Genomic DNA, 25,360 nt, shown 5'->3' on the forward strand with positions numbered 1-25,360 from the left:
CTGGGCCGTGGCGGAAGACGCCGGGCAGAGTCTTTGGTCCCGAGCACGGCCCGCCCCCGGAACGCGCCCCTTGCCGGGCCCCGCACCAGGGGCGGCTGCCGGTCATGCGTGGTTGGAGCGGCCCCTGATGCGCTTGTAGGCCCAGTCCGCAGCCAGGACGGCCGGCACTGCCGACAATGCCACGAGGAGTCCGGCAGGCGCCGGGGGGGCCTGCCCCAGGACGGCGGCGAGCTGGGGAATAAACAGGCAAGCCGCGAGCACACCCAGCTCAGCCAGGATCGCCCATGCCAGGAGCCTGTTCGTGCCCCAGCCCAGCCGCCAGGGCGGAACGGTTGCACTCCGGCAGGCGAAGGCGTTGGCCAGCTGACCCAGCACCACCGCTGTGAAAGCGGCACCTGAGGCGGCCATCAGCAGCCCGGGCTCCGGCGTCTCGCCGCGGTCCCAGCCACCGCCGAAGAGCACCGCGGAAAATGCGGCCATTTCGATGACGGCCTCCACGGGGCCAAGCACGCAGAAGACGCGCACCATCAGCTTCCGGTCCATCAGGTGCCGCCGTTCCGGGGGCCGCGCAAGCACGCGTTTGCCCGGCTGCTCAGCGCCCAGGGCCAGAGCCGGCAGCAGGTCGGTTCCGATGTCCAGGGCAAGGATCTGCAGGACGCCGAGGGCCAGCGGAAACTGCCCGCCGGAGAGCGCCCAGATAACAAACGGGGTCAGCTCCGCCACGTTGTCCGTGAGGTGGTAGGTAAGGAACCTGTGGATGTTGGCGTAGGTGGCCCTGCCCTGTTCGATGGCGGCCACGATGGTTCCGAAGTGGTCATCGAGGAGGACCAGATCGGCCGCTTCGCGTGCGACATCGGTGCCGCTTAAGCCCATGGCCACCCCGATGTCCGCTTCGCGCAGGGCCGGGCCGTCGTTTACACCGTCTCCGGTCATGGCCACCACGTGTCCCCGGGACTGCAGCGCCCTGGCAACCCGCAGCTTCTGCTCCGGGGAAACCCTGCTCACCACCACTCCGTCGCGGTCCAGGAGCGCGCCGAGCAACTGCTCGTCGTCCGGGAGCTCCGTGCCTTCCAGCACCCGTTCGGGAACCCCCATCAACCCGATCTCACGCGCGATGGCCGCAGCAGTACCCGGATGGTCACCGGTGATCATGGCGAGTTTGAGACCGGCATTACGGGCGGTCCGGATGACCTCGCCCACGTCCGGCCGGGGCGGATCATGAAGCCCGATCAGGCCCAGCAGCTCGAGGCCGCGTTCGATGTCCTCGGCGGGGCGGGACTCCCAGAGCGCCGGCGCGCCCTCCAACTTCCGCCGCGCCACGGCGATGACACGCAGCCCCCGGGAGGCCATCAGATGGACTTGTTCCCCGACCGGTTCGGGCACGGCGCCGCAGAGCGGAAGAACCGCCTCCGGGGCGCCCTTGCAGAACAGGTCCTGTCCAACGATCGCCGATTCCCGCCGTCGTACGGGATCGAAGGGGAGCCTGCGCGAAGGCACCCTCCCGTCGCCTGCTGCCCCTGTCAGCCGCCGTGCCAGCACGTCGATGGCCGCTTCCATTGGGTCGCCGGAGGCCCGCCACTGTCCTTCGTGCAGTTCGGCGCGGCCTTGTGAGGCGGCAAGGGCCGCGAGCGCAGTTTCGGCGGCTTTGTCCTTTCCCTCCCCCAGGACTGTCCCTTCCGGGTTGTACCCGTCACCGGCAATGTGTACCTCTCCTTGGGAGGTGAAGACCTCGACGGCGTTCATCCTGTTCTGGGTCAGTGTGCCCGTCTTGTCCGTACAGATGAACGTGGTGGACCCAAGGGTCTCCACCGCCTCAAGGTTGCGGACCAGCGCATTGCGGGCAGCCATGCGCTGGGCGCCCATCGCGAGCGACAGCGTCACCGTGGGCAGCAGGCCCTCGGGAACAAGGGCAACGGCGACGCCGATGGCGAAGAGGAAGGAATCCCGCCACTGGATGCCCACCAGCAGGGACACCAGGAAAAAGACGGCGGCAATTGCCAGGGCAACGGATGCCACCACGCGGACGATCCGGCGCAGTTCCAAGGACAGCGGAGTGGGTGGGGAAACGGCTCCGCTGGTCAGGAGCGCGATCCCGGCCAGCCGGGTCCTGGCGCCCGTGGCCGAAACGGCGGCCTCCGCGTTGCCGTTGACCAGGAACGTCCCGCCCCAGGCAGGATCGCCGCCGGCTTTCGGCACCGGTTCGCTCTCCCCGGTCAGCATGGATTCGTCCACGGTGCAGGACGCAGCGGTGACCAGCACGACGTCGGCGGGGATGCGGTCTCCGGCGGCCAGCAGCACGACGTCGTTGATCACCAGTTCACTGGCATGGACTTTCCGGACGCGCCCGTCCCGCCGCACCAGTACGTCAGCGGGCAGCAGTCCCCGCAGTTTCGCCGCCGCGTGCTGGGCGCGTTCCTGCTGGATGTGGGCAAAGACGCCGTTGACAAGGACGACGACGATAATCGCCACGCCCAGTTGCGGCATGTCCGCGAGGAAGGCAAGGCCCGCCGCGCACCACAGCATGAGGGCGAAGAAGTGCGTCAGCTCCCCCCAGAGTTTCCGCCACTGGGGCACCGGTTTCTCGGCCGGAAGGAGGTTGGGGCCTGCCTGCTTCAGGAGATCCGCGGCCTGGACCGAGGTCAGGCCAGCCGCGGTCATCACACGACGTCCGCCTCCTGGCCCACCAGGAGCACCGGGCACACGGACCGTGCGGCGCACGCCTTGCTGACGGAGCCCATGCTGGTTCCGAGGAACCCTCCCTCACCGTGCCGCCCGACTACCAGAAGCTGTGCCCGCCGGCTTTCCTCCACGAGGACCTTGCCCGGCGGCCCGAACTTCACCGTTACCCCGACATCTTCGGGCCGGTCGCCGGAGAATGCCCTCCCCAGGGCTTCGTCCACCAACCGGCGGGCCGCGTCCTCAAGCCTCGCGGTAAATTGGCGGTCGGCGCCTTCAATGTGGGGCAGCACCAGGTAGTCCGGCATGCCGATGCAGGTGATGACCTCCAGCCGGGCGCCAAGGCGGGCCGCGAGGGTGCCCGCGTACCTCAGGGCTGCCGATGAGAATTCTGACCCGTCGACACCCACAATGACGGGCTTGGACACTGTTTCTGCTTTCATATCCACCACATTCCCTACTGGCGGCGGCCGTGGGAAGGGCCGAAGGTCATGCCGGCCCCCTGCCGTTTCAGCCTCGGCCCACGGGCTTTTTCGGCCTGGGTCCGTGCAGCGCCCTCAACCCGTTCAAGATTGTGGCCAGGTCCACGAGTTCCTGGAGGAGTGCCCCCGTGACGGCCGGGATGTACCCGGTCATGGCAACAGCCATGAGCCCGATGCTGAGGCCTATTCCTGTCCAGATACTCACCAGGGCCACAGCGACGGTGCGTTTCCCGATTTCGACTGCAACGGCGACTTTGGACAGGTCGTCGAGCATGATCACCACGTCTGCCGACTCACTCGCGGCTGTGGCGCCCTTGGCCCCCATGGCTATCCCGACGTCCGCCGCGGCGAGCACAGGGGCGTCATTGACGCCGTCGCCCACCATCAGCACCGGTCGCTCCCGCACGCCGGCCACCGCGTTGACCTTGTCCTCGGGAAGGCAGTCCGCCTGCACGTGCCGGATGCCTGCTTCTTCGGCAATGTGCGCCGCGGTCCCCCGGGCATCACCGGTCAGCAGCATGGTGTGCCGGATTCCCAGGCGGTGCAGCCGGGCAAGCGTCTGCCCTGCGTCGGCGCGCAGCGGGTCCTTCATGATGAGGGCGCCTGCGTACGTGCCGTTCACGGCCACGTAGACCGCCAGCTGCCCGCTGCGCAGGGCGGCTTCCCGGAAACCCCGTGCTGAGCTGCGGACCAGGCCCGCCTTGCCCACCACCACCGTGTCCCCGCCGCATACCGCCTCCACCCCCTGGGTGGCATGTTCCGTGGCCCGGGTTACCGGCAGGAGTTCAAGGTCGCGCAGGGCGGCAGCTTCAATGACGGAGGCTGCCAGGACGTGCGAGGAGTATTGCTCTGCGGAGGCGGCAAGCTGCAGGATCCGCGCAGGGTTCATCGATCCGCTTCCCTCCCCTCCCGGTGCTGCCTGCACGGTATCCAGGACCGGCCGCCCGGAGGTCAGCGTTCCTGTCTTGTCGAACACCGCGGTCCTGGCCTTGGCCAGCTGCTCGAGGGTTCCGCTGTTCTTGATGATGATGCCCTTGTGGGCGGCCTGGCTGGTGCCGGCCAGGAAGGCCACCGGCGCGGCGATCAGGAGCGGGCACGGAGTTGCCACCACCAGGACCTGGGCGATCCGCACGGGATCCCCTGAAAGAAGCCACGCGGTTGCAGCCATGAGGACCGCGAGCGCGGTAAACGGAACGGCGTAGCGGTCCGCCAGGCGGACCACCGGGGCGCGGCTGGACGCCGCCTCCTCCACCAGGGCGATGATGCGGCTGTATTGTGAATCGTCCGCGGTCGCGGCGGCCCGCATTCTGATGGCCGTCTCGCCGTTGACGGAGCCGCTGAGCAGGAGGTCGCCCCGGACCCGCTCAACCGGGAGGCTTTCGCCCGTCAGCGAGGATTCATCCATGCTGGCAGCGTCCGAGAGGAGCTCCCCGTCCACTGGTACGAGCTCGGAGGGACGCACTACCAGCACGTCCCCCGGCAGCACCCCGCCAACCGGGGTGTCCTCCAGGACTGATCCGGGGGCTTCCCGGTGCGCGAACCGCGGAGCCCTGTCCAGGAGCGCCCTCAGCTCCCGTGCTGCGCGTCCCTGGGCAAAGGTTTCAAGTGCTTCCCCGCCGGAAAGCATGAGGATGACCACCAAGGCAGCAAGGTACTCACCAACCCACACCGTGCTGCCAATGGCCATGAGTGCCAGGACGTCGATCCCCCAACGGCCCTGGCGCAGGGAACGGAACATTGACACGGCACGGGTCACGCCGACGACGGCGGCATAGGCGGACGCGCCGAGCCGGGCCGGCTGCCCCAGGCCGGACTGCAGCAACAGTCCCGTCACCGCGAGCATCAGGCATGTCAATGCCACCAGCGGGTACAGCCGGACAGACGCGATGCCCCTGCCCGCCAGGGACGTGCGGGGCTGCTCGGGGTTCGCCGCCTGCAGCGGCCCCAGGGACGTGCCGGGCGGACCGGCCGGCCGACCCTCAGGCAAAACCTGCCCGCGCCGGATCATCCAGGTGGCTCCACCAGGTCAGCGGCGAAGTGATCTTGAAGCGCCGGCCGGTCACCGCCGTCGGAGTTATCCGCACAAAGTAGTCCTTGTGCCCCGCCTGCCACGGAAAAAGGGTGAGCCCGACGCCGGTCATCAGGTCCGGGGAAGGTTCAAGGACAACCGCATGGCCCTTCACCTCGACGCTCCACGCGGTTCGCGTTCCCTGGTCGGTGCCGTCGGCTTCCAGGGCGACGGCGGCGGGCCCGGCGGCCGCGTGAAGTTTCGTTCCTTCTCCGGTGCGGAAGACCACCGACTCATGGTCCACCTTGTAGTTCACGGGGAAGATTTCCGGATGGCCGTCAACCAGGACGGCGAGGTGGCCAACCGATACTGTCCGCAGGAGATCCCAGCAGGCACTGGCGCCAAGGACCTCCACTGCCGCTGAGGCGTCCCGTTCCGGTGAGTTGTTGAGCATACAGCTGAACGTACTGCCACCCCTCGGCCGCCGCTAGGGCATTTAGGCCCGGAGCCCGCCTCCCGTATGACTTTCGCCCCTGCCGCCCAGGCCCGGCGGCGCGCATTCTTGAAAGGGGAACCCCGGCTTCCGCCCGTCGATGAAAGGGACCAGGACCATGAAGGCATTCGTCGTCTATGACTCCGCCTACGGCAACACCAGGACCATCGCCGAAGCCCTGGCGGCGGGCCTGGGCAGCATGGCCGCTGCTTTCCCCGTGGACCGTTTCGATCCCGGTTCAGTCCAGTCCGGCGATCTCCTTGTGGTCGGCAGTCCCATCAATGGCTGGCGCCCGACGCCCAAAATCACCCAGGCGCTCGCCGATCTTGCGGCCCGTGGACTGTCAGGGGTCCGGGCCGCCGCGTTCGACACCAGGCTCAAGCTCTTCATCCACGGGGATGCGGCCAGGAAAATCAGCCGGGCACTCAAGGACGCCGGCGCAAGCATTGTCGCCGGCCCCATGGCCTTCTATGTCAAGGGCAGCGAAGGCCCTCTTCGCAAAGGGGAGGTTGACCGCGCAGCTGCGTGGGCTGAAACGCTTCTCTCGCGCCTGCAGGACCAGGGCAGCCACAGGGAAGCCTGAACTCGCGGACAGGTCAAAGGTCTTTGGGCCCTTTCAGGGCTATGGCCGGCGCCGTAGGATCTGGACATGACCGACAAGAACATGGTGCCAGAAGCTGAGATCCTTGACTCCGACGAGTGCTGGAAACTACTGGAACACACCAGCGTGGGACGTCTTGGCGTCGTCGTGGACGGCCAGCCTGATGTGTTCCCGGTGGGCTTCAAGGTTGACGGCCAGGGCCTTGTTTTCCGGACAGGGAGTGGAACCAAGCTGCAGGCCATTGAAGCCAACCCGCTGGTTGCCTTGGAAGCGGACAGCGTCAGCGCCGAGTTTGGCCTGGCCTGGAGCGTTGTGGTCAAGGGCAGGGCGGTCCAGGACGATGCCGCGGGGCCGGCACTGAACGAGACGCGGCGGGGGCTCTTTCCCTGGCAGGGTGTAGGCAAGGACCACCTCATCCGGATTGTTCCCCAGTCGGTGACGGGCAGGAGGTTCACCCTGTCCGCCTCCGGTACCTGGCGCACCCCGCTGGACGAGGCCACCCGCGCAGGATTCGAATAGACCCCGCCCGTTCCCGTGGAGGGCGGCGAACCCTGGACGCTTGACCGTTTTTTTGAAGGTTCCGCCACGGCCTACGGCATCTACCGGGCGGCAGAACGCATGGCATCCGCTCTCGGACCGATGGAGGTCCGGGTTTCCAAAAGCCAGGTTTCGTTCCGCCGCCGGCACGGCTTCGCGTTTCTTTGGCGCCCTGGGACCTATGTGAAATCTTCGGTTCCCGTTGTCCTGACCCTTGCGCTCCCCTACGAGTTGCCATCGCCGCGGTTCAAGCAAATCGTGCACCCGTCCCCCGGAATCTGGATGCACCACCTTGAGCTGCTGGAGAGTAGCCAACTGGACGCCGAAGTGGAGCATTGGATGCGCGAAGCCTATGGTGCTGCCGGCTGAGGCCGGGCGGCCCGGACACCATTTAGAGTCCTAAGGCCCTGTGACGCCTGCAGCCTGCGGCGCACGCTAATGCCATGAACAACTCTGCCCAGCACCCAAGGAAAGTCCACCTTACAGAGCAGCCCGTCGCCGTCGTCCGCGAACGCGTCCCCATGGCTTCCCTGACTGACTTCTTCAGCCGGGCCTTCGGCACGGTGATGGCTGCGGCCCGGAAACAGGGTGCCAGCCCCGCAGGACCGCCTTTTGCGCTCTACCGGGGAATGCCCAGCGAGACAGTTGACGTGGAAGCCGGCTTCCCCATCGACGGCAACTTCACGGAGGCTGACGGGGTGGCGAGCGGGACCCTGCCTGAGACAGATGCCCTGGAAGCGCTCCACGTCGGGCCGTACGACACCCTGGAGAACACCTACCACGCGATCCTGGGGCAGATGGAAGCCGAAGGACTCACCCCGTCGGACACCATGTGGGAGTACTACCTGAGCGACCCGGAAACTGAACCCGACCCCGCGAAGTGGCAGACCCGGGTTGTCTGGCCCGTCGCCTAAGTGCCAATCAGGGAGGTACCCGATGAAGGTTCTCGTTGCGTACGCCAGCCGGCACGGCTCCACCGCCGGCATTGCCGAACGCATCGCTGCCCGGATCACTGAAGACGGGATCGAGGCCGAGGCCCGGCCCGTGGCAGAAGTGGATGACGTGGGCCAGTATGAAGCCGTGGTGCTGGGCAGCGCCGCCTACATGGTCCACTGGCTTAGGGAAGCGACGGCCTTCGCCAAGCGGCACCGGCGGGAGCTGCAGGCCAGGAGGGTCTGGCTCTTCAGCAGCGGCCCGCTCGGAAACGACACTGTCGATAAGGACGGTGAGGATGTCTTGAAGAGTGCCAGGCCCAAGGAGTTCGCCGAACTGCAGGAGCTGCTCCGGCCCAGCGGAGAACAGGTCTTCTTCGGCGCGTGGAACCCGGATTCCCCTCCCATCGGAATCGGTGAGCGCCTCATCCGGCTCGCGCCGGCAGCGAAGGAAGCCCTGCCGGCAGGCGATTTCCGGGATTGGGCGGCCATCGACGCCTGGGCTGACGAGATCGCTGCCGGCCTGGAGGCTGCTGGCCGTCCGGACTCCGGCACCCCGGCAGACTAGCGGCCGCCTGATCTTCAGTCTGCGGTTCCGCCGCGCCCCGCCCGGCAACCCCTGCCTAGCCGCCGGCCGGGCGGCCGGCCGTACTGCCGCCGTCGTCCGTGCCTGCATCTTCCCCCTGTAGCGGCGCGGCCGGCGGCAGGGGGCCGGGTTGAAGCGCGCCTGGCCGGGAGATCATGGCCCGGAGCTCCTCCAGCAGCTCAACCTGCTGGCTGTTGATTGCCATCAGCCGGTCGATTTCCGACTTTGACTGGACGTCCGTCTCGTAGTCGTGGCGGGCCATCGCCGCCGCGATGGCGTCCTGGCGCTTTGCGGCAATCAACAGGATGGCGCCCTGGAGCCCGGCCAGCATGGAGAGGAAGAGGTTGAGGAGGATGTAGGGGTAGGGGTCCCAGGCGTCCGATGCGAGCACGTAGGTGTTAAATGCGGCCCATGCCGCCATGAAGGCGACGAAGAGCCCCACGAATGTCCAGCTGCCCATCCCGTTGCGGAGGACGTCCGCCGCCCGCTCACCCCGGCTTAGGCCCTCCTTGTGCCGCGCGTGCCACGTAGTTCTTCGCTCGCTCATGTGCCTAGGGTAAGTGCCGGCCCCGGGGTGGCCGCTCGGCCCGCCGCGGAACGCGCCGGTAGCCCCTGGAATTACCCAATGAACAGGGCGCCCGGAAGGCGCAGGTCCCGGCGCTAGAAGCTGGATGAACTGCCCGAGCCGGAAAAGCTCCCGCCGCTGCTTCCATAGCCTGTGGTGCTGCCGCCTCCGCCGCGGGCGGAGCTGACGCTGCTGACCCCGGTGTTGAGCCCGGAATTGAAGGTGGCCACGGAGAAGAAGTGGTAGGACGGGTAGACGGTGCCCAGGATGCTTGGCTCATAGGAACGGCGCCGGTGGTCCAGGCCTTCCTGCGCTTCCTGCATTTCCTTCCGCATGAGTTCGGCTTCACGTGCATTCTTCGCGAAGCCCCCGATGACCGTTTCCGCGTGGCTTTCCAGGAGCGAGGCGAGCCGGGTCCGGGCGTCGTAGAGGCGGTCCAGCGCCTCTTCCGGGCCGATCCTTCCCTCCGCCAGCTCGGCGGTCCAGCGCTCGATCTCCCGCAGGCTCTGGTCGCGGAAAGACCGCAGCGCCGCCGCGGTGGCCGAATCCCCCTGCCCGTGGCGCTTGGTGAGGAGCTGTTCAAGTCCGGCCAGGTCGCTGCGGAAGGGTGCCAGCTGCCGGTCCCAGGCAGTCTGCCAGGCGCTGGCGCGGTTCAGGAGGGCGTTGCTGTCCGCGATGACGTCGTCCAGCGCGTCGAGCTCCGAGGCCGCGTCCGCGTACTGTCGCGCGAGCTTGAGATTCTTCCGCCGGCTCAAAGCGCGCCCGGAGAACGCGTGCACTTTGTTGGACAGCTCGCTGGTTGCGTTATAGCGGTTCAGGAACGTGCGGTGTTTCTCAAGCACCTGGCTTCCGTACCTGGATGCCTCGGGAATGGTGCCGGCGTTCAGCTCGGTCACCTCCAGATCCATGCTGACGTTCGCGTAGCTCCGGTCCCCGCGCTCAATCTCTTTCCGGCTGGAGGACCTGGTAACAGCCCGCACGATGATCCAGGCTCCCGCGCCGAGGGCTGCCAGCCCAGCGGTGACCCAGGCAGTGACCAGGAAGGCAGCCGAGAGGTACCAGGGCTGGTTGATGAGTTCGGCGGCACGCCGGACGCCGGCGATGGTTCCGTCGGTCCACTGGGCGTCCCGCAGAAGTTCTTTGGCCGAGTCCTGGATGTCCGCCCGCTGCTCCAGGGACACCTTGCGGTCCTCGCCCATGTATGTGCCTACATGGCGGCCCACCGGGTCGAGGGCAAAAATGAACAGCCCGTCCGCCCACTTTTGGCCGTCCGCGCTGATCCATTCAGGGTGCTCGGCCCGGGCGAACCTCAGGACCTCCTCGTTGAGGTTATCCTCCGCACTGCCGTTGTAGGTGTACACCACAACCTTGGTTGGATTGTGGAACTCAATGCGTTCAAGGGCCGGTACCAGCGTGTTCCGGTTTAGCACCCCAGCCGTATCCTGGACCTCGACGGACGCCGGCCGAACAGCGAAGGCAACGCCTGCACTGCCGGGCAGAAGCACCAGCAAAGCCAGCAGCAGACCAACGATCCTGCGCACAGTCCTGTCCTGTCCTGTCCTGTCCTGTCCTGTCCCGCGGCCTGCGGCCCGCTCAAATGGCGTTCCATCCGTTATCCGAGGCCAGCACCACGCCGTTGATGTTCGTGCCGTCCCTGCTCAGCAGGAAGGCGATCCCCGCTGCGACCTCCTCTGCCTCGGCGATGGGCGGAACGTTCGCCTGCATAAACGGCCCCAGCACCTCGGCAGCCAGCCGGGACTTGAACTCGGCGTGGATATTGGTCCTGGTCCCGCCCGGGGCCACAGCGTTGACGCGGATTCCCCGGCGCCCGTACATGACGGCTGAGCTGCGGGTGAGGCCATTCACCGCATGCTTGGACACGGTGTAGGCGGCCCCTGCCGCGGAACCGCGGAGGCCTGCCTCGGAGGAGACATTCACAATCGAGCCGTACCCCGCGGCCAGCATCAGCGGCACCACTGCCCTGGTAAGCCGCATGACGGCGGTCAGGTTGACGTTCAGCACGCGCTCCCACGTTTCGTCGTCGAGCTCGTGCACCGGCTGGAAGCTGTCCATGATCCCGGCGACATTGGCCAGCGCGTCAACCCGCCCCCCGGCAGCAGCCACGACGCTCTGCACCACAGCCTCGTTGCTGATGTCCCCGGCCACGGGCACGAAACCCAGTTCGGCGTACTCCGCCGAGAGGCTGTCCAGGCCCTCAGCGCTGAGGTCGCTGGCAATCACCCGGCCGCCTTCCCGGGCAACACGAAGGGCGGTGGCACGCCCAATGCCGGAGGCGGCGCCGGTGACGATGACGGTCTGGCCCTCGAACCGGTGCGGAGTGATGTTTTCCTGCCAGGCGGCCATGTGGTGCTCCTCGTCTCGGACAACAGTTCTTGCTTCCGGCAACTGCGGGTGCTCTGCTGGAAGGGCGGGTACACAGCAAGCCCACCCCATCAGCATGGAGTCCCACAGCGAGCCGCCACAGGGCCGAAGGTCCCTGCGAAGGAGAGGAGCAATGGAGGAACCTGGAACCATCGTCGCCGGATACGACGGTTCGGCCGAAGCTGCCGCCGCCATCACGTGGGCAGCGCAACAGGCTGACCTGCGAGGCTGTCCCCTCCACGTCGTCCACGTTTCAATCTGGCCGCTGCTGACCCACAAACTGGGCCCCGTTCCAGGAGTAGCGGACAGCGGCCTGGAACGGTCAGCACAGGCGATCCTCGAGGAGGGCGTCGGCCGCGCCCAAGCCGCGGCACCCGGGCTGGACGTCCAGGGCACCCTGCTGCATGGGCTGCCCGCCTCGTACCTTGCCGAGATCTCTGCCGGCCAGGAGATGGTTGTTGTGGGCAGCCGGGGGCTGGGCGGATTCCTGGGGCTGCTGGTGGGTTCGGTGAGCCTGGAACTCGCCGCCACTGCTTCCTGCCCCGTAGCTGTGATCCGGCCGGACCTCCACCCTGGCGGGCCGGTCGTCGTCGCGGTTGACGCATCCGGTTCTCCCGCGGCCCTGGAGGACGCTTGCGCCTTGGCCTCGGCATGGCAGGCAAAGCTCAATATCGTCCACGTCCACCATGTGCCTGCCGGGTACGCGCAGCGGAACGGGCCCGACGCCGAGGCTGCCGCCGGCGAAGTGCTCCACGCCGCCCTCCACCGTGCCCGGGCGCTCGCACCCTACGTTGCCGTGGAGGGCAGGGTACTCACCGACGCGTCGGTCCCGCATGCCATCCTCAAAGCCTCGGACGACGCGCGGATGCTCGTCGTGGGAACCAAAGGCCACGGCTTTTTGCGGGAGACCATCGGTTCCACCGCCCATGCGGTCCTTCACCACGCGCGAGGCCCGGTCCTGATCTCCCGGCGGGGAACTGTCTGACCCGCTGCTCCGTTCCTGCGCCTGGCCCGAGCCAGGCCCTGGAGCCCCTGCCCTATGTTCCAGGCGAATCGGGCCGGACGGCCCTATGCCGTGCGTTCCGTGGAAGGGAAGCTGAAGGTACATCAGGCGTAAACCGGGAGGATCTCATGCTTGCCCTTCGGACATCAGTCCGGAAGCATCCGCTGTGGTGGTATTACGGCATTACTTTCCTCTTGTCATGGGGCAGCATTGTGCTGGCCGTATGGGCCTCCACCGGCGGCCTGTCGCCCACCCCGGAAGAGTTCCAGCTGACGGTCCCGGTCACCGTGCCTGCGATGCTGCTCGGGCCGGCTGTTGCCGGCCTGCTGCTGACGGGAGTCGTGTCCGGACGGGCAGGGTACCGCGAATTATGGTCGCGCCTGCAGAAGTGGCGCGTGGGCGGCCGCTGGTACGCCGTCGCCCTGCTGGTCGCGCCAGTGACGATGGCCGCCGTCGTGCTGGGCCTTTGGTTGTCCTCCGCGGATTACGCACCACGGATCGCCACGGCAGAAGACAAGGCCGGCACCATCGTCATGGCGCTTGTGCTCGGGCTGGTGGTCGGGCTCCTCGAAGAAATCGGCTGGACCGGGTTCGCCATCCCGAAGGCGCGCCGGCGCCTCAGCGTGCTCTGGACCGGAATCATGGTGGGAGTGCTGTGGGGTGTATGGCATTTCTTTGTGAGCTACTGGGGCGGCGGCGGGACAAACGGCGGCATACCGCTGGAGATCTTCCTGTCCCTATGGTTCGTCGCCGTGCTCGTGGGGCAGCTCACCGCCTACCGCGTGCTCATGGTGTGGGTCTACGACCACACCGGCAGCCTGCTCCTGGCAATGCTGATGCACGCCAGCCTCGCGACGTTCCAGTTCATCCTGAACCCCCTGACGCCCGGGATCCCCCAGCAGGTCTACCCGTGGGGCCATGCGGCAACAGCCTGGCTGGTCGTCGCCGTCGTCATGCTGGTCCGCCGCGGAGACCTGACACGGGGACCTGGGACCCTTTCGGCCCGGAAACCCATCCACCATTCTTGAGGGGACGTGGTCCGACGACGTTGCGGCCGTCCAGGAGGAAAGGATCCTGGGCCGCGAAGGCGTGTGGCAGTAGCGGGGTGTCAGGCGGGCCGGCCGCTCTTCCCCGGCCTATGCTGGCCAGGTGACCCCTGCACCGACCCCCAGCACGCTTGATGTCGTGGTGCATTCGGGACCGGCTGACTGGTGGGTGATCCTTGCCGGCCTCGGGCCGTTGGCCGTCCTCATCGCCGCCCTGCTCGCCTTCTACATCAACTGGCGCACGCTCAAGCAGCGCACCACAGCGGACAAGACGGCCCTGGACCAGAAGCGGGAGGCGGACGCCCGGGCCCTGATGCAGAAGACTGAAGCGGACAGCCGGGCCGAATGGTGGCGGCGGACCCAGTGGGCGCTGGACCGGGCGCTGGACCAGGACGAGGGAACGAAGGCCCTGGGACTGGCCACCCTGGAAGTGCTGGCCCGCAGCGAACTCGCGCGCACCGAGGAACTCGAGTTGTTCGACATCGCGTGGAAGAGCGTCTCCGGGGATGAGAACGGGGACGACCCTGGGGAGGAAGGAAACACCGGCGCGGAGATGCCGTTCATGGACGCCGGCCGCAACATGGGCGAGAATGGAACGACGGATGAAGACACAACCAAGGAGGCTGGACCATGAGCGCAGCGTCGCCTGAACACCGGTTTGTCCATCCTCCGCGGAGCACTTCCGCCAGTCCCGCCCCGAAGAAGGCCACCCCGGCTGAGCACCGGGTCCAGGTTGCGGCCGCCAGGCTGCGCGTCACGCTCGATCAGCGTCTGGGCCGCGAAACACCCGCAAAGACCAAGGCGCTGGCCAAGGAACCTATCTAGGTTCCGCTCGGATGGCTGTGGTACCCGACGCACAGCACGTGCTGGATTAGGTGAGTAGTGGCTGCAGTCCTCCTTGGATGGAATCCCAACGCATGGGACCGCTGGGACTACCGTGCCGCCGTCGAGCAGGTGGAACAGTCCGGGCGGTTCCTGCAGCGCTGGAGCATTGGCCTCGCACTGCATGTCCGGCCGGGGGCTGAGGCCTGGCTCCTGGTAGAGGGCAGCACTGACGCAGGTTCCGGGCTCATCGGACATGGGGTGGTGGTGTCCGAACCCTACGCAACCATGCCACGAGGGGAACGCGAAGACGCCGGCTGGCACGTCAGCGTCGCTTTCGATGCCCTGCTCCCCCTCGGCGAGCAGATACCGCCGGAGGCCATCAGCCATGCCGTCCCCGGGATGGCCTGGCGCGACATCACCTTTCGTTCAGGCATGGACCTTCCACCAGGGGCGGAGCCTGGCCTTCGCCGGCTGTGGCGGGAGCAGGGGCCGTCCGCCGTTGTCCCTGCCCAAGTGGTTTCCGGGACCTATCCCCAGGCCGCGGTCAGCAGTATGGAGGTGAACCGCTACGAGCGGGACCCCGAAGCGCGCCGGATGTGCCTTGCTTTCCATGGAACGTCCTGCGCTGCCTGCGGGTTCTCTTTCGAGGCCTCGTACGGCGACACCGGCACAGGCTACATCGACGTCCACCACGTAGTGCCGCCGGAAATGCTCGGGGCCGGGTACCAGTTGGACCCCATTGTCGACCTTGTTCCGCTGTGCCCCAACTGCCACGCCCTGGCGCACCACGGGGTGACAGAACCACGCACAGTTTCGGAACTCCGGAACATCATCGCTGCTGCCGGCCACCTGAGGGGCGAGGCGGTAAGCCCCCGTGCCCTCCAGGCGCAGGATGACGCCCGGCGGATTCTCGAGGGCCGCCAGGACTGACCAGGTGGCCGTCCCTGAGCCTGCCCGGGGACCTTATGCCCTGTTTCCTCCGGCGGCTAAGCCGCATCCTAGTCGCGGGACCTGTAGGCGCAAGGAGCGGGAACAGCCATGCCAACAAGACGGAAAAGCAGTCGAACTGCCGGCGCACCCGCACGCGGCGGGCCGGGCGCCTTGAGCCCGGCCGGGGCCGCCTGCCGGTTCGGGTTCCGGGTGGCAGTGGCCACTGTCGGCGTGACAGTCCTGACATTTGCGCTTGCCCTGACGGCACTGCCGGACAAGGTCCCCTACCCGTTCACTGGCGACGGAATCCCTCAGCAATGGCCCGGAGACTATTACTGGCTGTTTCCGGCGATGGTCCTGATGCTGCTTTTCGTGGCGTTGGTTGCCGCGCTTCATCAGTACGCACCGGATAAAAGCAAGACCTACAGTTCGCTGGCGCTGTGCCTCGCGGTGATCGCGGCGACTGTCCTCCTGATCAACTACTACATCCAGGCAGTGGTCATGCCCACCAGCCTTGAAAAAGGGCAGCTTGACGGTTGGTCCATTTTCACGCAGTACAACCCCCACGGGATCTTCATTGCCTTGGAGGAACTGGGGTACCTGCTCATGACCCTGGTCTTCCTCTCCCTGGTGCCTGTGTTGTCCACCCGGACCAGGCTTGAGCGGAGTATCCGGTGGCTGTTCCTGGCCAGCTTCGCCGCGGCAGTGGCCTCCCTCGCTGTCGTGGTGGCATTGCGCGGCATGAACCGGGAGGACGTCTTCGAAATCATCATCATCAGCATCGCCTGGCTGACGCTGATCGCCGGAGGGGTCCTCCTGGCTGTGCTTTTCAGGCGCGGACCGCAGGTGGCGTAAGCCTTCGACGGCGGCTCTGCTTGCCATCAGCGGTGCCCGCACGGCTCTTGCACACATTGTCCGCGGCCCCAGGAAACCCAGGTTTTCCAAACTCGCCCCTTGACGGCTGCAAAACGTTTTGCATATAGTGATCCAAGCAACATACAAAACGTTTTGCAAAGGAACGGTCGATGGCGACGAAGGTAAACATCCGGGACGTAGCGAAAGCTGCAGGCGTGTCCGTGACCACTGTGTCCCACGCCCTGAGCGAAGCGCACAGCTCCCGGGTGAATGCCAGGACTGTCGAGCACATCAAAGCCGTCGCCGGCGACCTCGGCTACGCGCCGAACCGTTTGGCGAGCGGACTGCGGAACCAGCGCTCCCAGATCCTGGGCCTTGTCAGCGACGAGATCACCACCACCCCCTTCGCCGGCGCCATGATCCAGGGCGCACAGGACGCCGCCTCAGAGCACGGACACCTGCTGATGGTGGTCAACTCCGGCCTGGACAATGAACTGGAGCGCCAGGAGATCCGGGCACTGCAGCAGCACCAGGTTGACGGAATCATCTTCGCCCGGATGTTCAACCAGCTGGTGTCCGTACCCGATGAACTCAGCGCGGTTCCCACCATCGTGCTGGACGCCACCACGGACAACCCCGGGCTGTCCTCGGTAGTGCCGGACGAATTCGGGGCCGGCGAGTCCGCTGCCGAACTCCTGGTGGCGGCAGGCCACCGCAGGATCGCCATGATCAACAACGAGGACGACATTCCTGCCGCCCACGAACGGCTCGCGGGTTTTCGTTCAGCCCTGGACCGCCATGGACTTGAGCTGCCGGCGGACCGCCTGGTGGCTGGGCATCCGAGCACTGCCGGCGGGCGTGCGGCTGCACTGGATCTGCTGTCCGGAACGGAACGGCCCACCGCGTTGTTCTGTTTCAACGACCAGATGGCCATGGGCGCCTACCAGGCAGCCGGCTATCTTGGCCTGGACATCCCGGCGGACCTCTCGATTGTGGGGGTGGACAACCTGGAACTGATTGCCGACGCCCTCTGGCCGGGGCTGTCCACCATGGCCCTCCCCCACTATGAAATGGGCCGGTGGGTGGTCCATAAGCTGCTCAACGAACTTGAGAACCCCGGCGCACCCCGGGTGCATGAAAAGATCGCCTGCCCGCTGGTCGAGCGGGACTCCGTGGCCCCGCCCAGGAACTGACCTGCAGAGCCCCCGGGCCAGGTGCTGTTATCCGCTTTCCCTAATTCCCCCAAAAAAGATCGGGAACGCAGCCGTTGCAGCGGCCGCGTTCCCAGCAGGACCCCGTCACACCCCTCCACCCTGTCTAAGCAGAAAGACTGATCATGAACAAGAAGCTCACCAAGGTCCTGGCGACCAGCATAGCCGCCGTCGCCCTCACCGCCACCCTCGCCGGCTGCGGCAAGGGCAGCGCGTCCTCCTCCAGCGAAGGTTCCGGGGAGATTGCCCTTTGGACCCACAACGCCGGTAACCCGGACGAGCTGGCTGCGGTCCAGAAGATCGTGGACTCCTACAACGGCAGCCAGGACAAAGTGAAAATCAAGGTCCAGGCCTTCCCGCAGGACTCCTACAACGACTCTGTCGTTTCCGCCGCCGCCGCGGGGAACCTCCCCTGCATCGTGGACATCGATGGCCCCAACGTGCCGAACTGGGCATGGGCCGGATACCTGAAGCCCCTGGAACTGGATGCCGACCTTTCCAAGCAGCTCCCCAGCACAGTGGCTGAATGGGACGGAAAGCCCTACGCGGTGGGCTACTACGACGTCGCGCTGGCCATGATGGCACGCACCTCAGACCTGGAGGCCGCCGGGGTGCGGGCTGCCACCATCGAGCAGCCCTGGACCAAAGAGGAGTTCCAGGACGCCCTGACAAAGCTCAAGGCCCTCGGCAAGTGGGAGCACCCGCTGGACCTGGGCACCGCCGGCACCGGCGAATGGCTTCCGTACGCCTACTCCCCCTTCCTGCAGTCCTTCGGCGGAGACCTGGTCAACCGCGACGGCTTCCAGAGCGCCGAGGGCGAACTCAACGGGGACAAGGCTGTGGCGTGGGCCGAGTGGTTCCGCGGCCTGGCCGACCAGGGATTCATCGCCAAGAAGAGTGGCAAGGATTCCACCCAGGACTTCCTGAACAACAAGAGCGCCATCGTCTACACCGGTTCATGGGCTGCGGACAAGGCCAAGGCCGCGCTCGGTGACGACCTGGTGGTTATGCCCCCTGTTGACCTGGGTGAAGGCCCCAAGATCGGCGGCGCCTCCTGGCAGTGGGGCGTCACCAGCGGCTGCAGCAATTCCGAGGCCGCCATGGACTACCTCTCCTACTCCCTGAAGCCGGAGAACATCGCCGCCGTCGCCAAAGCCACCGGAGCCATCCCCGCCAGCAATGAGGCGGCAGCCCTGATCCCGGCCTTCGCCGAGGGCGGCGCCAACCGGATCTTCATGGACTTCTCGCGTGAATACGCCGTCATGCGCCCCGAGACACCCGCCTACCCGTTCATCGCCACTGAATACGGCAAGGCCGTCCAGGACATCCTGAACGGTGCAGACCCGAAGTCCACCCTGGACAGCGCCGTGAAGGCGATCGACGCCAACATCAAGTCCAACGGCGGCTACAAGAAATAGCCGGAGCACGCCGGAGGGATGCGCCGCAGCGCGCCGCATCCCTCCGGCCGCCCGACCTACGGAGACCCCTCATGGCAACTTCCCACCTTCCCACCCGCCCACGTCCGGCCACCCCCGCAACTGCCGTGCCGCCGTCGAACGCTAAACCCGCCGCGCACCGCCGGCCCGGCTTCCGCCGGGACCAGCTCAGCGGCTGGGGCATGATCGCCCCCGCGGCGGTGCTCCTGCTGGCCTTCATCTTCATTCCGGCCATCCTGGGCTTCGGCCTGGCCTTCACCAACGCCCGGCTCATCTCGCCGCGGCCGGTGGAATTCGTGGGCGTGGACAACTTCGCCCGGCTCTTCACCGACCCCACGTTCTACCGCGCCCTGCTCAACGTCGCCTACTTCACCGTGGTCATCGTTCCGGTGCAGTCCGGCCTTGCCCTGGTGATGGCGCTGCTGATCAACAAGAAATTCCGCGGAGTGAACTTCTTCCGCACCGTGTACTTCCTGCCTGTGGTCACCTCCATGGTGGTGGTCTCGCTGCTGTGGCTGTTTATGTACCGCAAAGACGGCCTGATCAACGAGATCCTCGCCGCCGTCAGCTTCGGCCTGATCGACGGGCCGGACTGGCTGGGCGATCCCAACACCGCGATGCCGGCCATCATCATCCTGTCCATCTGGCAGGCCGCCGGCTTCCACATGATCATCTGGCTGGCCGGACTGCAGGGCATCTCCGGCGAGCTCTACGAGGCGGCGCAGCTGGACGGCACCAGCCGGTGGCAGCAGTTCCGCTACGTCACCTGGCCCGGCCTCTTCCACACCCGGAGCCTGGTGCTCGTGACCATCACCATCCAGGCCCTTGGCCTCTTCGACCAGATCAGCGTAATGACCCAGGGCGGGCCCATGGATTCCACCACAACCATCATTTACGAGGCTGTCCAGTCCGGCTACCGGCAGCAGGAAACCTCCTACGCCTCCGCCATCTCGCTGGTGTTCTTCGTCCTCGTCCTGATCGTCTCCGTGGTGCAGCGCCACCTCACGCGGGAGAAAGACTGACATGAAAAACCAACTGCTCCTCAGAAGCGCCGGCACCATGCTGGTGCGCATCCTCTTCGCGGTCGTCGCTGCGTTCCCCATCGTCTTCATGCTGGTGTCCTCGCTGAAGCCGGACCAGCAGATCTTCGGCGACATGTCCTCGCTGGCCGCGTTCCTGCCCATCGGCAACATCTCCTTCGACAACTACGCAGCCGTGTTCGACCGCGTCCCGGCAGCCCGCTTCCTGCTCAACTCGGTGGGCGTCTCCGCCGTCACCGTTGTCCTGGGCATCTTCGTCAACAGCCTCTGCGCCTTCGCCCTGTCCCGGATGCAGGTCCGCGGCAAGAAGATCGTGTTCACCGCCATCCTGGCCACGCTGATCGTGCCCTTCCAGACCCTCGCCCTGCCGCTGGTGTGGTGGGTCAACCAGCTCCCCTACTTTGAACTGAACGGCTTCAGCCTTGAATTCTCCAAGGGCTGGCTGGACACCTACCAGGTGCAGATCATCCCGTTCATCGCCAACGCCTTCTCCATCTACCTGTTCCACCAGTACTTCGAGTCCATCCCCAAGGAACTCGACGAGGCCGCCCGCATTGACGGGGCCGGCTGGTTCAAGATCTACCGCCAGGTGGTCATGCCGCTCTCCGGACCGGCGACGGCCACGGTAGCGATCCTGACCTTCCTGCCGGCCTGGAACTCCTACCTCTGGCCGCTGATGGTGGTCCAGTCCGAGGAACTGCGCCCGGTGATGATCGGCATCCAGTACTTCTTCCAGCTGAACGTTTCGTGGGGCGAGGTGATGGCATACGCTTCCCTGATCACCGTTCCGGTGGTGGTGCTTTTCATCGCCTTCCAGCGTTCGTTCGTCAACAGCATCGCCTCCAGCGGCGTAAAGGGCTAACCATGAATTCATTGACGACGGCGGCGGGCGCCACGTTGGCTGCCACCGACCAGTACCGGCCCGCGTTCCACTACACCGCCGAACGGAACTGGTTGAACGATCCGAACGGGCTGGTGTACCTCAACGGCACCTACCACCTCTTCTACCAGCACAACCCGTTCGGCGCTGACTGGGGCAACATGTCCTGGGGGCACGCCACCTCGCGGGACCTGCTGCACTGGGACGAGCAGCCCGTGGCCATTCCGTGCGACGAACACGAGGCCATCTTCTCCGGCTCGGCGGTATTCGATCAGCACAACACCAGCGGCCTCGGCACAGCGGCCAATCCCCCGCTGGTGGCCATTTACACCAGTGCCTACAGTGACGCCGCGCCGCTTCCGGGCCGGCAGGCGCAGTCGCTCGCCTACAGCCTCGACGAAGGCCGGACCTGGACCAAGTACCACGGCAATCCCGTGCTGGACCGCGCGTCCGCTGACTTCCGCGATCCAAAGGTTTTTTGGTACGACGGCGGCGCCGGAAGTTACTGGGTCATGGTCGCCGTCGAGGCGGTGCAGCGCCAGGTAGTGCTGTACAAGTCGGCCGACCTGAAGGCGTGGGAACACCTGAGCACCTTTGGCCCTGCCAACGCCACCGGCGGCGTCTGGGAATGCCCGGACCTGTTCGAGCTGCCCGTGGACGGGAATCCGGAGGACAGCCGGTGGGTCCTCATTGTGAACATCAACCCGGGCGGCATTGCCGGCGGCTCCGCGGGACAGTACTTCGTGGGAGAGTTCGACGGCGTGGCGTTCCATTCCGGATCGACTGTCACCGAGGGCCTCCAGAAGGACAGCAGCCGGATGCGGGAGTACGGCTGGCTGGACTGGGGGCGGGACTACTACGCCGCCGTTTCGTTCAGCAACGTGCCGGACGGGCGCCGGATCATGATCGGCTGGATGAACAACTGGGACTACGCCCGCGAGACGCCCACCGGCGGCTGGCGCAGCGCCATGTCCCTGCCGCGGGAGGTGTCGCTGACCCGGGTAGACGGGAAAGTGATGCTTCGGCAGCAAGCCATTGATCCGTTGCCGGAGCGGGAAACAGGGCACGTCCGGCTGGGGCCGCAGCCCTTGGCGTCCGGCGTTCTGGACGTTCCGGCCGCCGCATCCGTGGCGCGGATCGACGTTGAGCTGGAGCCGGGCGCTGCCGCGGGAGTGGGACTGGTGCTTCGGGCGGGGGACGATGAGCGGACGGTCCTCCGCTACGACACTTCGGACGGGATGCTGCGGCTGGACCGCCGCGAATCCGGGCAGGTTGCCTTCCACGAAACCTTCCCGTCGATCGAAGCCGTGGCCGTGCCCTTGCAGGGAGGCCGGCTGCGCCTGCGGGTCTACCTGGACCGCTGCTCGGTGGAGGTTTTCGCCCAGGACGGGCTCGCCACGCTCACTGACCTGGTGTTCCCCGGGGAGGCGAGCACGGGCCTGGCCATCTTCGCCGAAGGTGAGGGGGCGCACCTCGTGGTGCTCGACGTCGTCGGCCGTTGAACCTTCCGGGAGTACGGTCTTAGTTCATGCCTGCGTAACGTCCCCGCCACCTGTTCGCTGTTCTTGGTTTCATCTGGATCCCGAGACTTGGTGTGCCCTTTCACCGGGCACCCCCCAACTTGGAGATTGACAGATGAAATACGCAAAGCTGCTGACCGCTGCGGCCATATGCACAGGAATGGCGCTGGGAACATCCCTTCCGGCCCAGGCCGCCGACACCAACCCCAACGGCACGGACAACCACTTTGACCTCCAGGCGCACCGCGGCGGGCTGGGACTGACCGTGGAGTCCACCCTGGCGTCCTTCGCCACGGGCATCGAAACAGGTGTCTCCACCCTTGAACTGGACCTGCAGATCACCAAGGACGGCCGCGAAGTCGTCACGCATGACCGGAAGATCAGCGACAAGAAGTGCGCCGACACCGCCCCCGTCACCCCCGGAGACCCGCAGTTCCCGTACGTTGGCAAGTACATCAAGGACCTCACCTTCGACCAGGTCCGCAGCCTGGACTGCGGCTCAAAGACCCTGCCGCAGTTCCCGGGCCAGCAGGCGTCCCCAGGCGCCAAGATGCCTACCCTCGCCGAAGTTTTTGCCCTGGTGGACTCCTACCGGGCAAGCCAGGTGAAGTTCAACATCGAGACGAAGGTGGAGGCCGGCGCGCCCGAGCAGACCGCTCCCCGGGAACAGTTCGTAAATGTGGCACTGAAGGAAATCAAGGCTGCCAACATGCAGTCCCGCGTTTCCATCCAAAGCTTCGACTGGGGCGCACTCCGGCTCGTCCAGGAGATGGACCCGCAGATCCGCACCGTAGCCCTGACCAACAAGGACTTCCTGCAGGCCGGCAAGCCCGGCAGCTCACCCTGGTTGGGCGGCATTGACTCAGACGACTTCGGCGGTGACCTGGTGGACGCGGCCGCGTCCCTGGGCTTCGACGCCGTTTCCCCCGTCCACGGCACGCCCCAGAACGGAACCGTCACCGACCCCGGCTACGTCCCGTATGTCACGGCGGACATGGTGAGCCGGGCACACGCCAAGGGGATGCAGGTCATTCCCTGGACGGTGGACGACAAGCCCACCATGCGCGCACTCATCGACACCGGAGTGGACGGCATCATCACCGACTACCCGGACCGCCTTCGCGACGTCATGGCCGAGTACTCCATGAAGCTTCCGAAGAAGTTCTCGCTGGAACCCGGAGCTGCCCGGCCGTAAAGCCGGTGCCGGCACCAAGCGGGCCCTGCACGGTATTCCGTGCAGGGCCCGTTTCTTGGCAAAAATGTGAATCACAACGCTCAGTTCGCGCCCGCCGGGGTTATCCTCAAAGTGCGTCTCCGGTTGCGGGGGCATTCGGGCGGGGGCTAGGCGCAATCGCGGTTTCACGGCCGCGGGTCGGTTTCATGTTTGTATTCACACCGGGGAAACCCGGCGGAAGCCAAAGGAAACGTGCATGGGCCGCCGACGCGCAGCAACTGACCCGATTTATCCACGCTGGATCTGGACTGCCGCAGCGGCAGCCGTGGCACTCCTGATCGTAGGCGCCGCATTCGTGCTGCGGGCGGTGATTTTTCCCGCCGATTCAGGAGGGGGCGGCGCATCAGGCACGCCTCCGGTAAGTGAATCCCTGGCGCAGGACAGCCCTGCCGCCGCCGCCGGGAGCGCTCCCTGCATCCCCTTGAATATCCTCACTTCGCTGGAAAACGCGGACATGGTCCGTGCCCTGGCCGGCGAGTACACGGCGAAACCCCGGAGCGTGGACGGCAAATGCGTGGCTCCTGCAGTGATGCAGGAAAAATCGGGAGTCGCTGCCGGCAAGGTTGCTGCACAATTCTCCGGTGCGCCGGCAGGTGACAGGCCCGCCATCTGGCTGCCGGACTCCTCCGCGTGGTTAAGAATCGCACGGGAAGGTGCCGATGGGAGCCTTGTCCCCGATGAAGGAACCAGCCTCGCCCGGAGTGCGATTGTGGTGGCTATGCCGGAGACGATGACCGCCGCGCTCGGCTGGGACAGCAACCCGCCGTCGTGGTCTGAGGTCTTCCGGATGGCCGGGGAACAGGACGTGTGGGAACGCCAGGGCCATGGCGACTGGGGAAAGTTCAAGTTCGGCAAGGCCAGCCCGCTCGTCTCGACGTCGGGCTTGATGGCCCTCGCAGCTTCCTACGGTGCCGCCGGCGGCAGCGTGGGAGGTTTGGAGGGCATGGATCTGAACGCACCATCGCTGGTGGAGAAGGTGCGCGACGTGGAGCTCGGCACCAGCCACTACATGGCCACTCCCGAGCATTTCCTGTGGCACGCCAGGCAGGCTGACGACGCCGGGCGGGTCTCGGAGTTCCTTTCCGCGGTGATCGTGGATGAAAAGTCTGTTTGGGACTACAACCGGGGAGTCGTCAGCGAGGACGGCAAAACGAAGCAATCCGGTCCCGCGCCGAAGGAACCCCTTCGCGCCATTTATCCCGACGACGGCGTGCACGTAGCGGACAACCCCGCAGTAATCCTTAACGGTGATTGGGTGGGGCGCCAGCAGCGCATGGCGGCCGAGGACTTTCTCGCGTTCGCAGTAACGGAACAGGGCCAACACGTTGTGAAGGCATCCGGGTACCGCAGCATCCAGGGGAAGCTGGATGCCGGCGTGGCCGCGACCGGACGGTACGCTGAGACGCTCCAGCCGCTGCCGCTTCCCAAGGGCAAGGTGCTCAACGACATCAAGGACAGCTTCGCCGATGTCCGGAAGCGGGCCAGGGCCCTGTTCCTGCTGGACGTCTCGGAGTCCATGGTGCAGGAAACCGGAGTGACCAAGCTGCAACGGGCCAAGGACGCCGTACTCAAGGCGCTGGACCACTTCGTCGGCGAAGATGAGATTGGGCTTGCTGCCTTCTCCCACGTGGGCGACGGTCCCCTGACACCGGGCATCGTAAGCCCCGTAGCTCCCTTTGCAACCAACAAGGACGACCTCAAGGCCAAGCTCGCTGAACTTAAGGCCGTAGATGCTACGCCTCTTTTTGAAGCGGTGAGCCGCTTCGCGGGCGAACAAGCGAAGGAATACAAAGACAGCTTCATCAACACCATCGTGCTTTTGAGCGACGGAAAAAACGACACCACCCATCCGGGGGACCTGAAGGGTCTCTCGGAACAGTTGAGCCGTCAGAACCACTCCACGCCGGTACTGGTTTTTACCCTCGCTTACGGTCCCGACGCCGATGTCCCCACCCTTAGGGGGATCGCCAAGGCCAGCGGGGCCCACTACTATGACGCCACCGATCCAAACAGGCTCGAAGAGGTGCTCAGCGAACTGGTGACCAGTTTCTAGGGCGGCCCGCCACGAGAAATCCTGCTGCAGCCTGACCACCTCCACGATGCCAGTGACGTCGACGG

General features: G+C 66.2%; 25 protein-coding genes. 18 read left to right on the plus strand and 7 right to left on the minus strand.

The genetic code is table 11. The annotated features are described in order from the left end of the window. Positions 1-102: 102 nt before the first annotated feature. From ACQ3DC_RS11795 to ACQ3DC_RS11810, 4 genes are all read right to left on the minus strand, one after another. Positions 103-2,658 carry a cation-translocating P-type ATPase gene (locus tag ACQ3DC_RS11795; protein ID WP_421093652.1) on the minus strand — a complete coding sequence of 852 codons (2,556 nt, stop codon included), beginning with the start codon at positions 2,656-2,658 and terminating at the stop codon, positions 103-105. Next, positions 2,658-3,119: a universal stress protein gene (locus ACQ3DC_RS11800; RefSeq protein ID WP_421093651.1), complete on the minus strand. Its 462-nt coding sequence runs from the start codon at positions 3,117-3,119 to the stop codon at positions 2,658-2,660. The genes ACQ3DC_RS11795 and ACQ3DC_RS11800 overlap by 1 nt, the downstream gene beginning before the upstream one ends. Positions 3,120-3,186: 67 nt before the next feature. Next, a complete protein-coding gene (locus ACQ3DC_RS11805; RefSeq protein WP_430752306.1) occupies positions 3,187-5,166 on the minus strand; it encodes a heavy metal translocating P-type ATPase in 1,980 nt (659 codons plus the stop codon). After that, a complete protein-coding gene (locus ACQ3DC_RS11810; RefSeq protein WP_157242012.1) occupies positions 5,138-5,620 on the minus strand; it encodes a pyridoxamine 5'-phosphate oxidase family protein in 483 nt (160 codons plus the stop codon). The genes ACQ3DC_RS11805 and ACQ3DC_RS11810 overlap by 29 nt, the downstream gene beginning before the upstream one ends. A 157-nt stretch (positions 5,621-5,777) precedes the next feature. Between ACQ3DC_RS11810 and ACQ3DC_RS11815 the strand changes: the two genes are divergently transcribed. From ACQ3DC_RS11815 to ACQ3DC_RS11835, 5 genes are all read left to right on the plus strand, one after another. Then, positions 5,778-6,242 carry a flavodoxin family protein gene (locus tag ACQ3DC_RS11815; protein WP_430752307.1) on the plus strand — a complete coding sequence of 155 codons (465 nt, stop codon included), beginning with the start codon at positions 5,778-5,780 and terminating at the stop codon, positions 6,240-6,242. A 66-nt stretch (positions 6,243-6,308) separates the two neighbouring features. Next, a complete protein-coding gene (locus ACQ3DC_RS11820; protein ID WP_157242010.1) occupies positions 6,309-6,779 on the plus strand; it encodes a pyridoxamine 5'-phosphate oxidase family protein in 471 nt (156 codons plus the stop codon). A gap of 15 nt (positions 6,780-6,794) precedes the next feature. Next, positions 6,795-7,166, plus strand: coding sequence for a DUF5655 domain-containing protein (locus ACQ3DC_RS11825; RefSeq protein WP_421093648.1), 372 nt, complete (start codon positions 6,795-6,797; stop codon positions 7,164-7,166). Between the two features lie 74 nt (positions 7,167-7,240). Further along, positions 7,241-7,711 (plus strand): GyrI-like domain-containing protein, encoded by a 471-nt coding sequence (locus ACQ3DC_RS11830; protein WP_157242009.1) that lies wholly within the window; start codon positions 7,241-7,243, stop codon positions 7,709-7,711. 22 nt (positions 7,712-7,733) lie between these two features. Then, entirely contained in the window at positions 7,734-8,297 is a 564-nt protein-coding gene (locus ACQ3DC_RS11835; RefSeq protein WP_157242008.1) for a flavodoxin domain-containing protein, read from the plus strand. Between the two features lie 55 nt (positions 8,298-8,352). On the opposite strand, the gene ACQ3DC_RS11840 is transcribed toward ACQ3DC_RS11835, so the two are convergent. The 3 genes from ACQ3DC_RS11840 to ACQ3DC_RS11850 all read right to left on the minus strand — a co-directional run bounded on the left by ACQ3DC_RS11840 (position 8,353) and on the right by ACQ3DC_RS11850 (position 11,244). Further along, positions 8,353-8,862: a DUF1003 domain-containing protein gene (locus ACQ3DC_RS11840; protein ID WP_321213675.1), complete on the minus strand. Its 510-nt coding sequence runs from the start codon at positions 8,860-8,862 to the stop codon at positions 8,353-8,355. Between the two features lie 113 nt (positions 8,863-8,975). Continuing rightward, the gene (locus tag ACQ3DC_RS11845; protein WP_430752308.1) at positions 8,976-10,421 is read right to left on the minus strand and encodes a DUF5129 domain-containing protein; all 1,446 of its coding nucleotides are present in this window, start codon (positions 10,419-10,421) and stop codon (positions 8,976-8,978) included. A 52-nt stretch (positions 10,422-10,473) separates the two neighbouring features. Further along, positions 10,474-11,244 carry an SDR family NAD(P)-dependent oxidoreductase gene (locus ACQ3DC_RS11850; RefSeq protein ID WP_430752309.1) on the minus strand — a complete coding sequence of 257 codons (771 nt, stop codon included), beginning with the start codon at positions 11,242-11,244 and terminating at the stop codon, positions 10,474-10,476. 151 nt (positions 11,245-11,395) lie between these two features. Here ACQ3DC_RS11850 and ACQ3DC_RS11855 point away from each other — a divergent pair, with 151 nt between their 5' ends. The 13 genes from ACQ3DC_RS11855 to ACQ3DC_RS11915 all read left to right on the plus strand — a co-directional run bounded on the left by ACQ3DC_RS11855 (position 11,396) and on the right by ACQ3DC_RS11915 (position 25,295). After that, positions 11,396-12,247, plus strand: coding sequence for a universal stress protein (locus ACQ3DC_RS11855; protein WP_157242005.1), 852 nt, complete (start codon positions 11,396-11,398; stop codon positions 12,245-12,247). 146 nt (positions 12,248-12,393) lie between these two features. Next, positions 12,394-13,293, plus strand: coding sequence for a CPBP family intramembrane glutamic endopeptidase (locus tag ACQ3DC_RS11860; RefSeq protein ID WP_157242004.1), 900 nt, complete (start codon positions 12,394-12,396; stop codon positions 13,291-13,293). A gap of 121 nt (positions 13,294-13,414) precedes the next feature. Further along, positions 13,415-13,945, plus strand: a complete 531-nt coding sequence (locus ACQ3DC_RS11865; RefSeq protein ID WP_370460697.1) for a hypothetical protein — start codon at positions 13,415-13,417, stop codon at positions 13,943-13,945. Then, positions 13,942-14,136, plus strand: a complete 195-nt coding sequence (locus ACQ3DC_RS11870; protein ID WP_321213679.1) for a hypothetical protein — start codon at positions 13,942-13,944, stop codon at positions 14,134-14,136. Before ACQ3DC_RS11865 ends, ACQ3DC_RS11870 begins: the two co-directional genes overlap by 4 nt. Before the next feature lie 57 nt (positions 14,137-14,193). After that, the gene (locus tag ACQ3DC_RS11875) at positions 14,194-15,066 is read left to right on the plus strand and encodes an HNH endonuclease (protein WP_430752310.1); all 873 of its coding nucleotides are present in this window, start codon (positions 14,194-14,196) and stop codon (positions 15,064-15,066) included. A 108-nt stretch (positions 15,067-15,174) separates the two neighbouring features. After that, the gene (locus ACQ3DC_RS11880; RefSeq protein WP_321213681.1) at positions 15,175-15,921 is read left to right on the plus strand and encodes a hypothetical protein; all 747 of its coding nucleotides are present in this window, start codon (positions 15,175-15,177) and stop codon (positions 15,919-15,921) included. Between the two features lie 170 nt (positions 15,922-16,091). After that, a complete protein-coding gene (locus ACQ3DC_RS11885) occupies positions 16,092-17,114 on the plus strand; it encodes a LacI family DNA-binding transcriptional regulator (protein WP_323057068.1) in 1,023 nt (340 codons plus the stop codon). Between the two features lie 143 nt (positions 17,115-17,257). Next, a complete protein-coding gene (locus ACQ3DC_RS11890; protein WP_157242001.1) occupies positions 17,258-18,550 on the plus strand; it encodes an ABC transporter substrate-binding protein in 1,293 nt (430 codons plus the stop codon). A 71-nt stretch (positions 18,551-18,621) separates the two neighbouring features. Beyond that, positions 18,622-19,590, plus strand: coding sequence for a carbohydrate ABC transporter permease (locus tag ACQ3DC_RS11895; protein ID WP_321213684.1), 969 nt, complete (start codon positions 18,622-18,624; stop codon positions 19,588-19,590). A 1-nt stretch (position 19,591) separates the two neighbouring features. Beyond that, on the plus strand, positions 19,592-20,470 hold the full coding sequence (locus ACQ3DC_RS11900) for a carbohydrate ABC transporter permease (protein ID WP_104998153.1): 879 nt from the start codon (positions 19,592-19,594) through the stop codon (positions 20,468-20,470). A 2-nt stretch (positions 20,471-20,472) separates the two neighbouring features. Beyond that, positions 20,473-21,990, plus strand: a complete 1,518-nt coding sequence (locus ACQ3DC_RS11905; protein WP_430752311.1) for a glycoside hydrolase family 32 protein — start codon at positions 20,473-20,475, stop codon at positions 21,988-21,990. Between the two features lie 133 nt (positions 21,991-22,123). Further along, positions 22,124-23,203, plus strand: a complete 1,080-nt coding sequence (locus ACQ3DC_RS11910; protein ID WP_430752312.1) for a glycerophosphodiester phosphodiesterase — start codon at positions 22,124-22,126, stop codon at positions 23,201-23,203. A 235-nt stretch (positions 23,204-23,438) separates the two neighbouring features. Next, a complete protein-coding gene (locus tag ACQ3DC_RS11915; protein ID WP_430752313.1) occupies positions 23,439-25,295 on the plus strand; it encodes a substrate-binding domain-containing protein in 1,857 nt (618 codons plus the stop codon). The last annotated feature ends 65 nt before the right edge of the window (positions 25,296-25,360 follow it).

This window comes from Paenarthrobacter sp. NEAU-H11 (genome assembly GCF_050573415.1).
In the GTDB taxonomy this organism is placed as follows: Bacteria; Actinomycetota; Actinomycetes; order Actinomycetales; family Micrococcaceae; genus Arthrobacter.

Excerpts from the sequence above, each read along its gene's own strand:
- ACQ3DC_RS11795 (WP_421093652.1), bottom strand. The coding sequence starts at position 2,658 with ATGACCGCGGCTGGCCTGACCTCGGTCCAGGCCGCGGATCTCCTGAAG.
- ACQ3DC_RS11800 (WP_421093651.1), bottom strand. The coding sequence starts at position 3,119 with ATGAAAGCAGAAACAGTGTCCAAGCCCGTCATTGTGGGTGTCGACGGG.
- ACQ3DC_RS11805 (WP_430752306.1), bottom strand. The coding sequence starts at position 5,166 with ATGATCCGGCGCGGGCAGGTTTTGCCTGAGGGTCGGCCGGCCGGTCCG.
- ACQ3DC_RS11810 (WP_157242012.1), bottom strand. The coding sequence starts at position 5,620 with ATGCTCAACAACTCACCGGAACGGGACGCCTCAGCGGCAGTGGAGGTC.
- ACQ3DC_RS11815 (WP_430752307.1), top strand. The coding sequence starts at position 5,778 with ATGAAGGCATTCGTCGTCTATGACTCCGCCTACGGCAACACCAGGACC.
- ACQ3DC_RS11820 (WP_157242010.1), top strand. The coding sequence starts at position 6,309 with ATGACCGACAAGAACATGGTGCCAGAAGCTGAGATCCTTGACTCCGAC.
- ACQ3DC_RS11830 (WP_157242009.1), top strand. The coding sequence starts at position 7,241 with ATGAACAACTCTGCCCAGCACCCAAGGAAAGTCCACCTTACAGAGCAG.
- ACQ3DC_RS11835 (WP_157242008.1), top strand. The coding sequence starts at position 7,734 with ATGAAGGTTCTCGTTGCGTACGCCAGCCGGCACGGCTCCACCGCCGGC.
- ACQ3DC_RS11840 (WP_321213675.1), bottom strand. The coding sequence starts at position 8,862 with ATGAGCGAGCGAAGAACTACGTGGCACGCGCGGCACAAGGAGGGCCTA.
- ACQ3DC_RS11850 (WP_430752309.1), bottom strand. The coding sequence starts at position 11,244 with ATGGCCGCCTGGCAGGAAAACATCACTCCGCACCGGTTCGAGGGCCAG.
- ACQ3DC_RS11855 (WP_157242005.1), top strand. The coding sequence starts at position 11,396 with ATGGAGGAACCTGGAACCATCGTCGCCGGATACGACGGTTCGGCCGAA.
- ACQ3DC_RS11860 (WP_157242004.1), top strand. The coding sequence starts at position 12,394 with ATGCTTGCCCTTCGGACATCAGTCCGGAAGCATCCGCTGTGGTGGTAT.
- ACQ3DC_RS11870 (WP_321213679.1), top strand. The coding sequence starts at position 13,942 with ATGAGCGCAGCGTCGCCTGAACACCGGTTTGTCCATCCTCCGCGGAGC.
- ACQ3DC_RS11880 (WP_321213681.1), top strand. The coding sequence starts at position 15,175 with ATGCCAACAAGACGGAAAAGCAGTCGAACTGCCGGCGCACCCGCACGC.
- ACQ3DC_RS11885 (WP_323057068.1), top strand. The coding sequence starts at position 16,092 with ATGGCGACGAAGGTAAACATCCGGGACGTAGCGAAAGCTGCAGGCGTG.
- ACQ3DC_RS11890 (WP_157242001.1), top strand. The coding sequence starts at position 17,258 with ATGAACAAGAAGCTCACCAAGGTCCTGGCGACCAGCATAGCCGCCGTC.
- ACQ3DC_RS11895 (WP_321213684.1), top strand. The coding sequence starts at position 18,622 with ATGGCAACTTCCCACCTTCCCACCCGCCCACGTCCGGCCACCCCCGCA.
- ACQ3DC_RS11900 (WP_104998153.1), top strand. The coding sequence starts at position 19,592 with ATGAAAAACCAACTGCTCCTCAGAAGCGCCGGCACCATGCTGGTGCGC.
- ACQ3DC_RS11905 (WP_430752311.1), top strand. The coding sequence starts at position 20,473 with ATGAATTCATTGACGACGGCGGCGGGCGCCACGTTGGCTGCCACCGAC.
- ACQ3DC_RS11910 (WP_430752312.1), top strand. The coding sequence starts at position 22,124 with ATGAAATACGCAAAGCTGCTGACCGCTGCGGCCATATGCACAGGAATG.
- ACQ3DC_RS11915 (WP_430752313.1), top strand. The coding sequence starts at position 23,439 with ATGGGCCGCCGACGCGCAGCAACTGACCCGATTTATCCACGCTGGATC.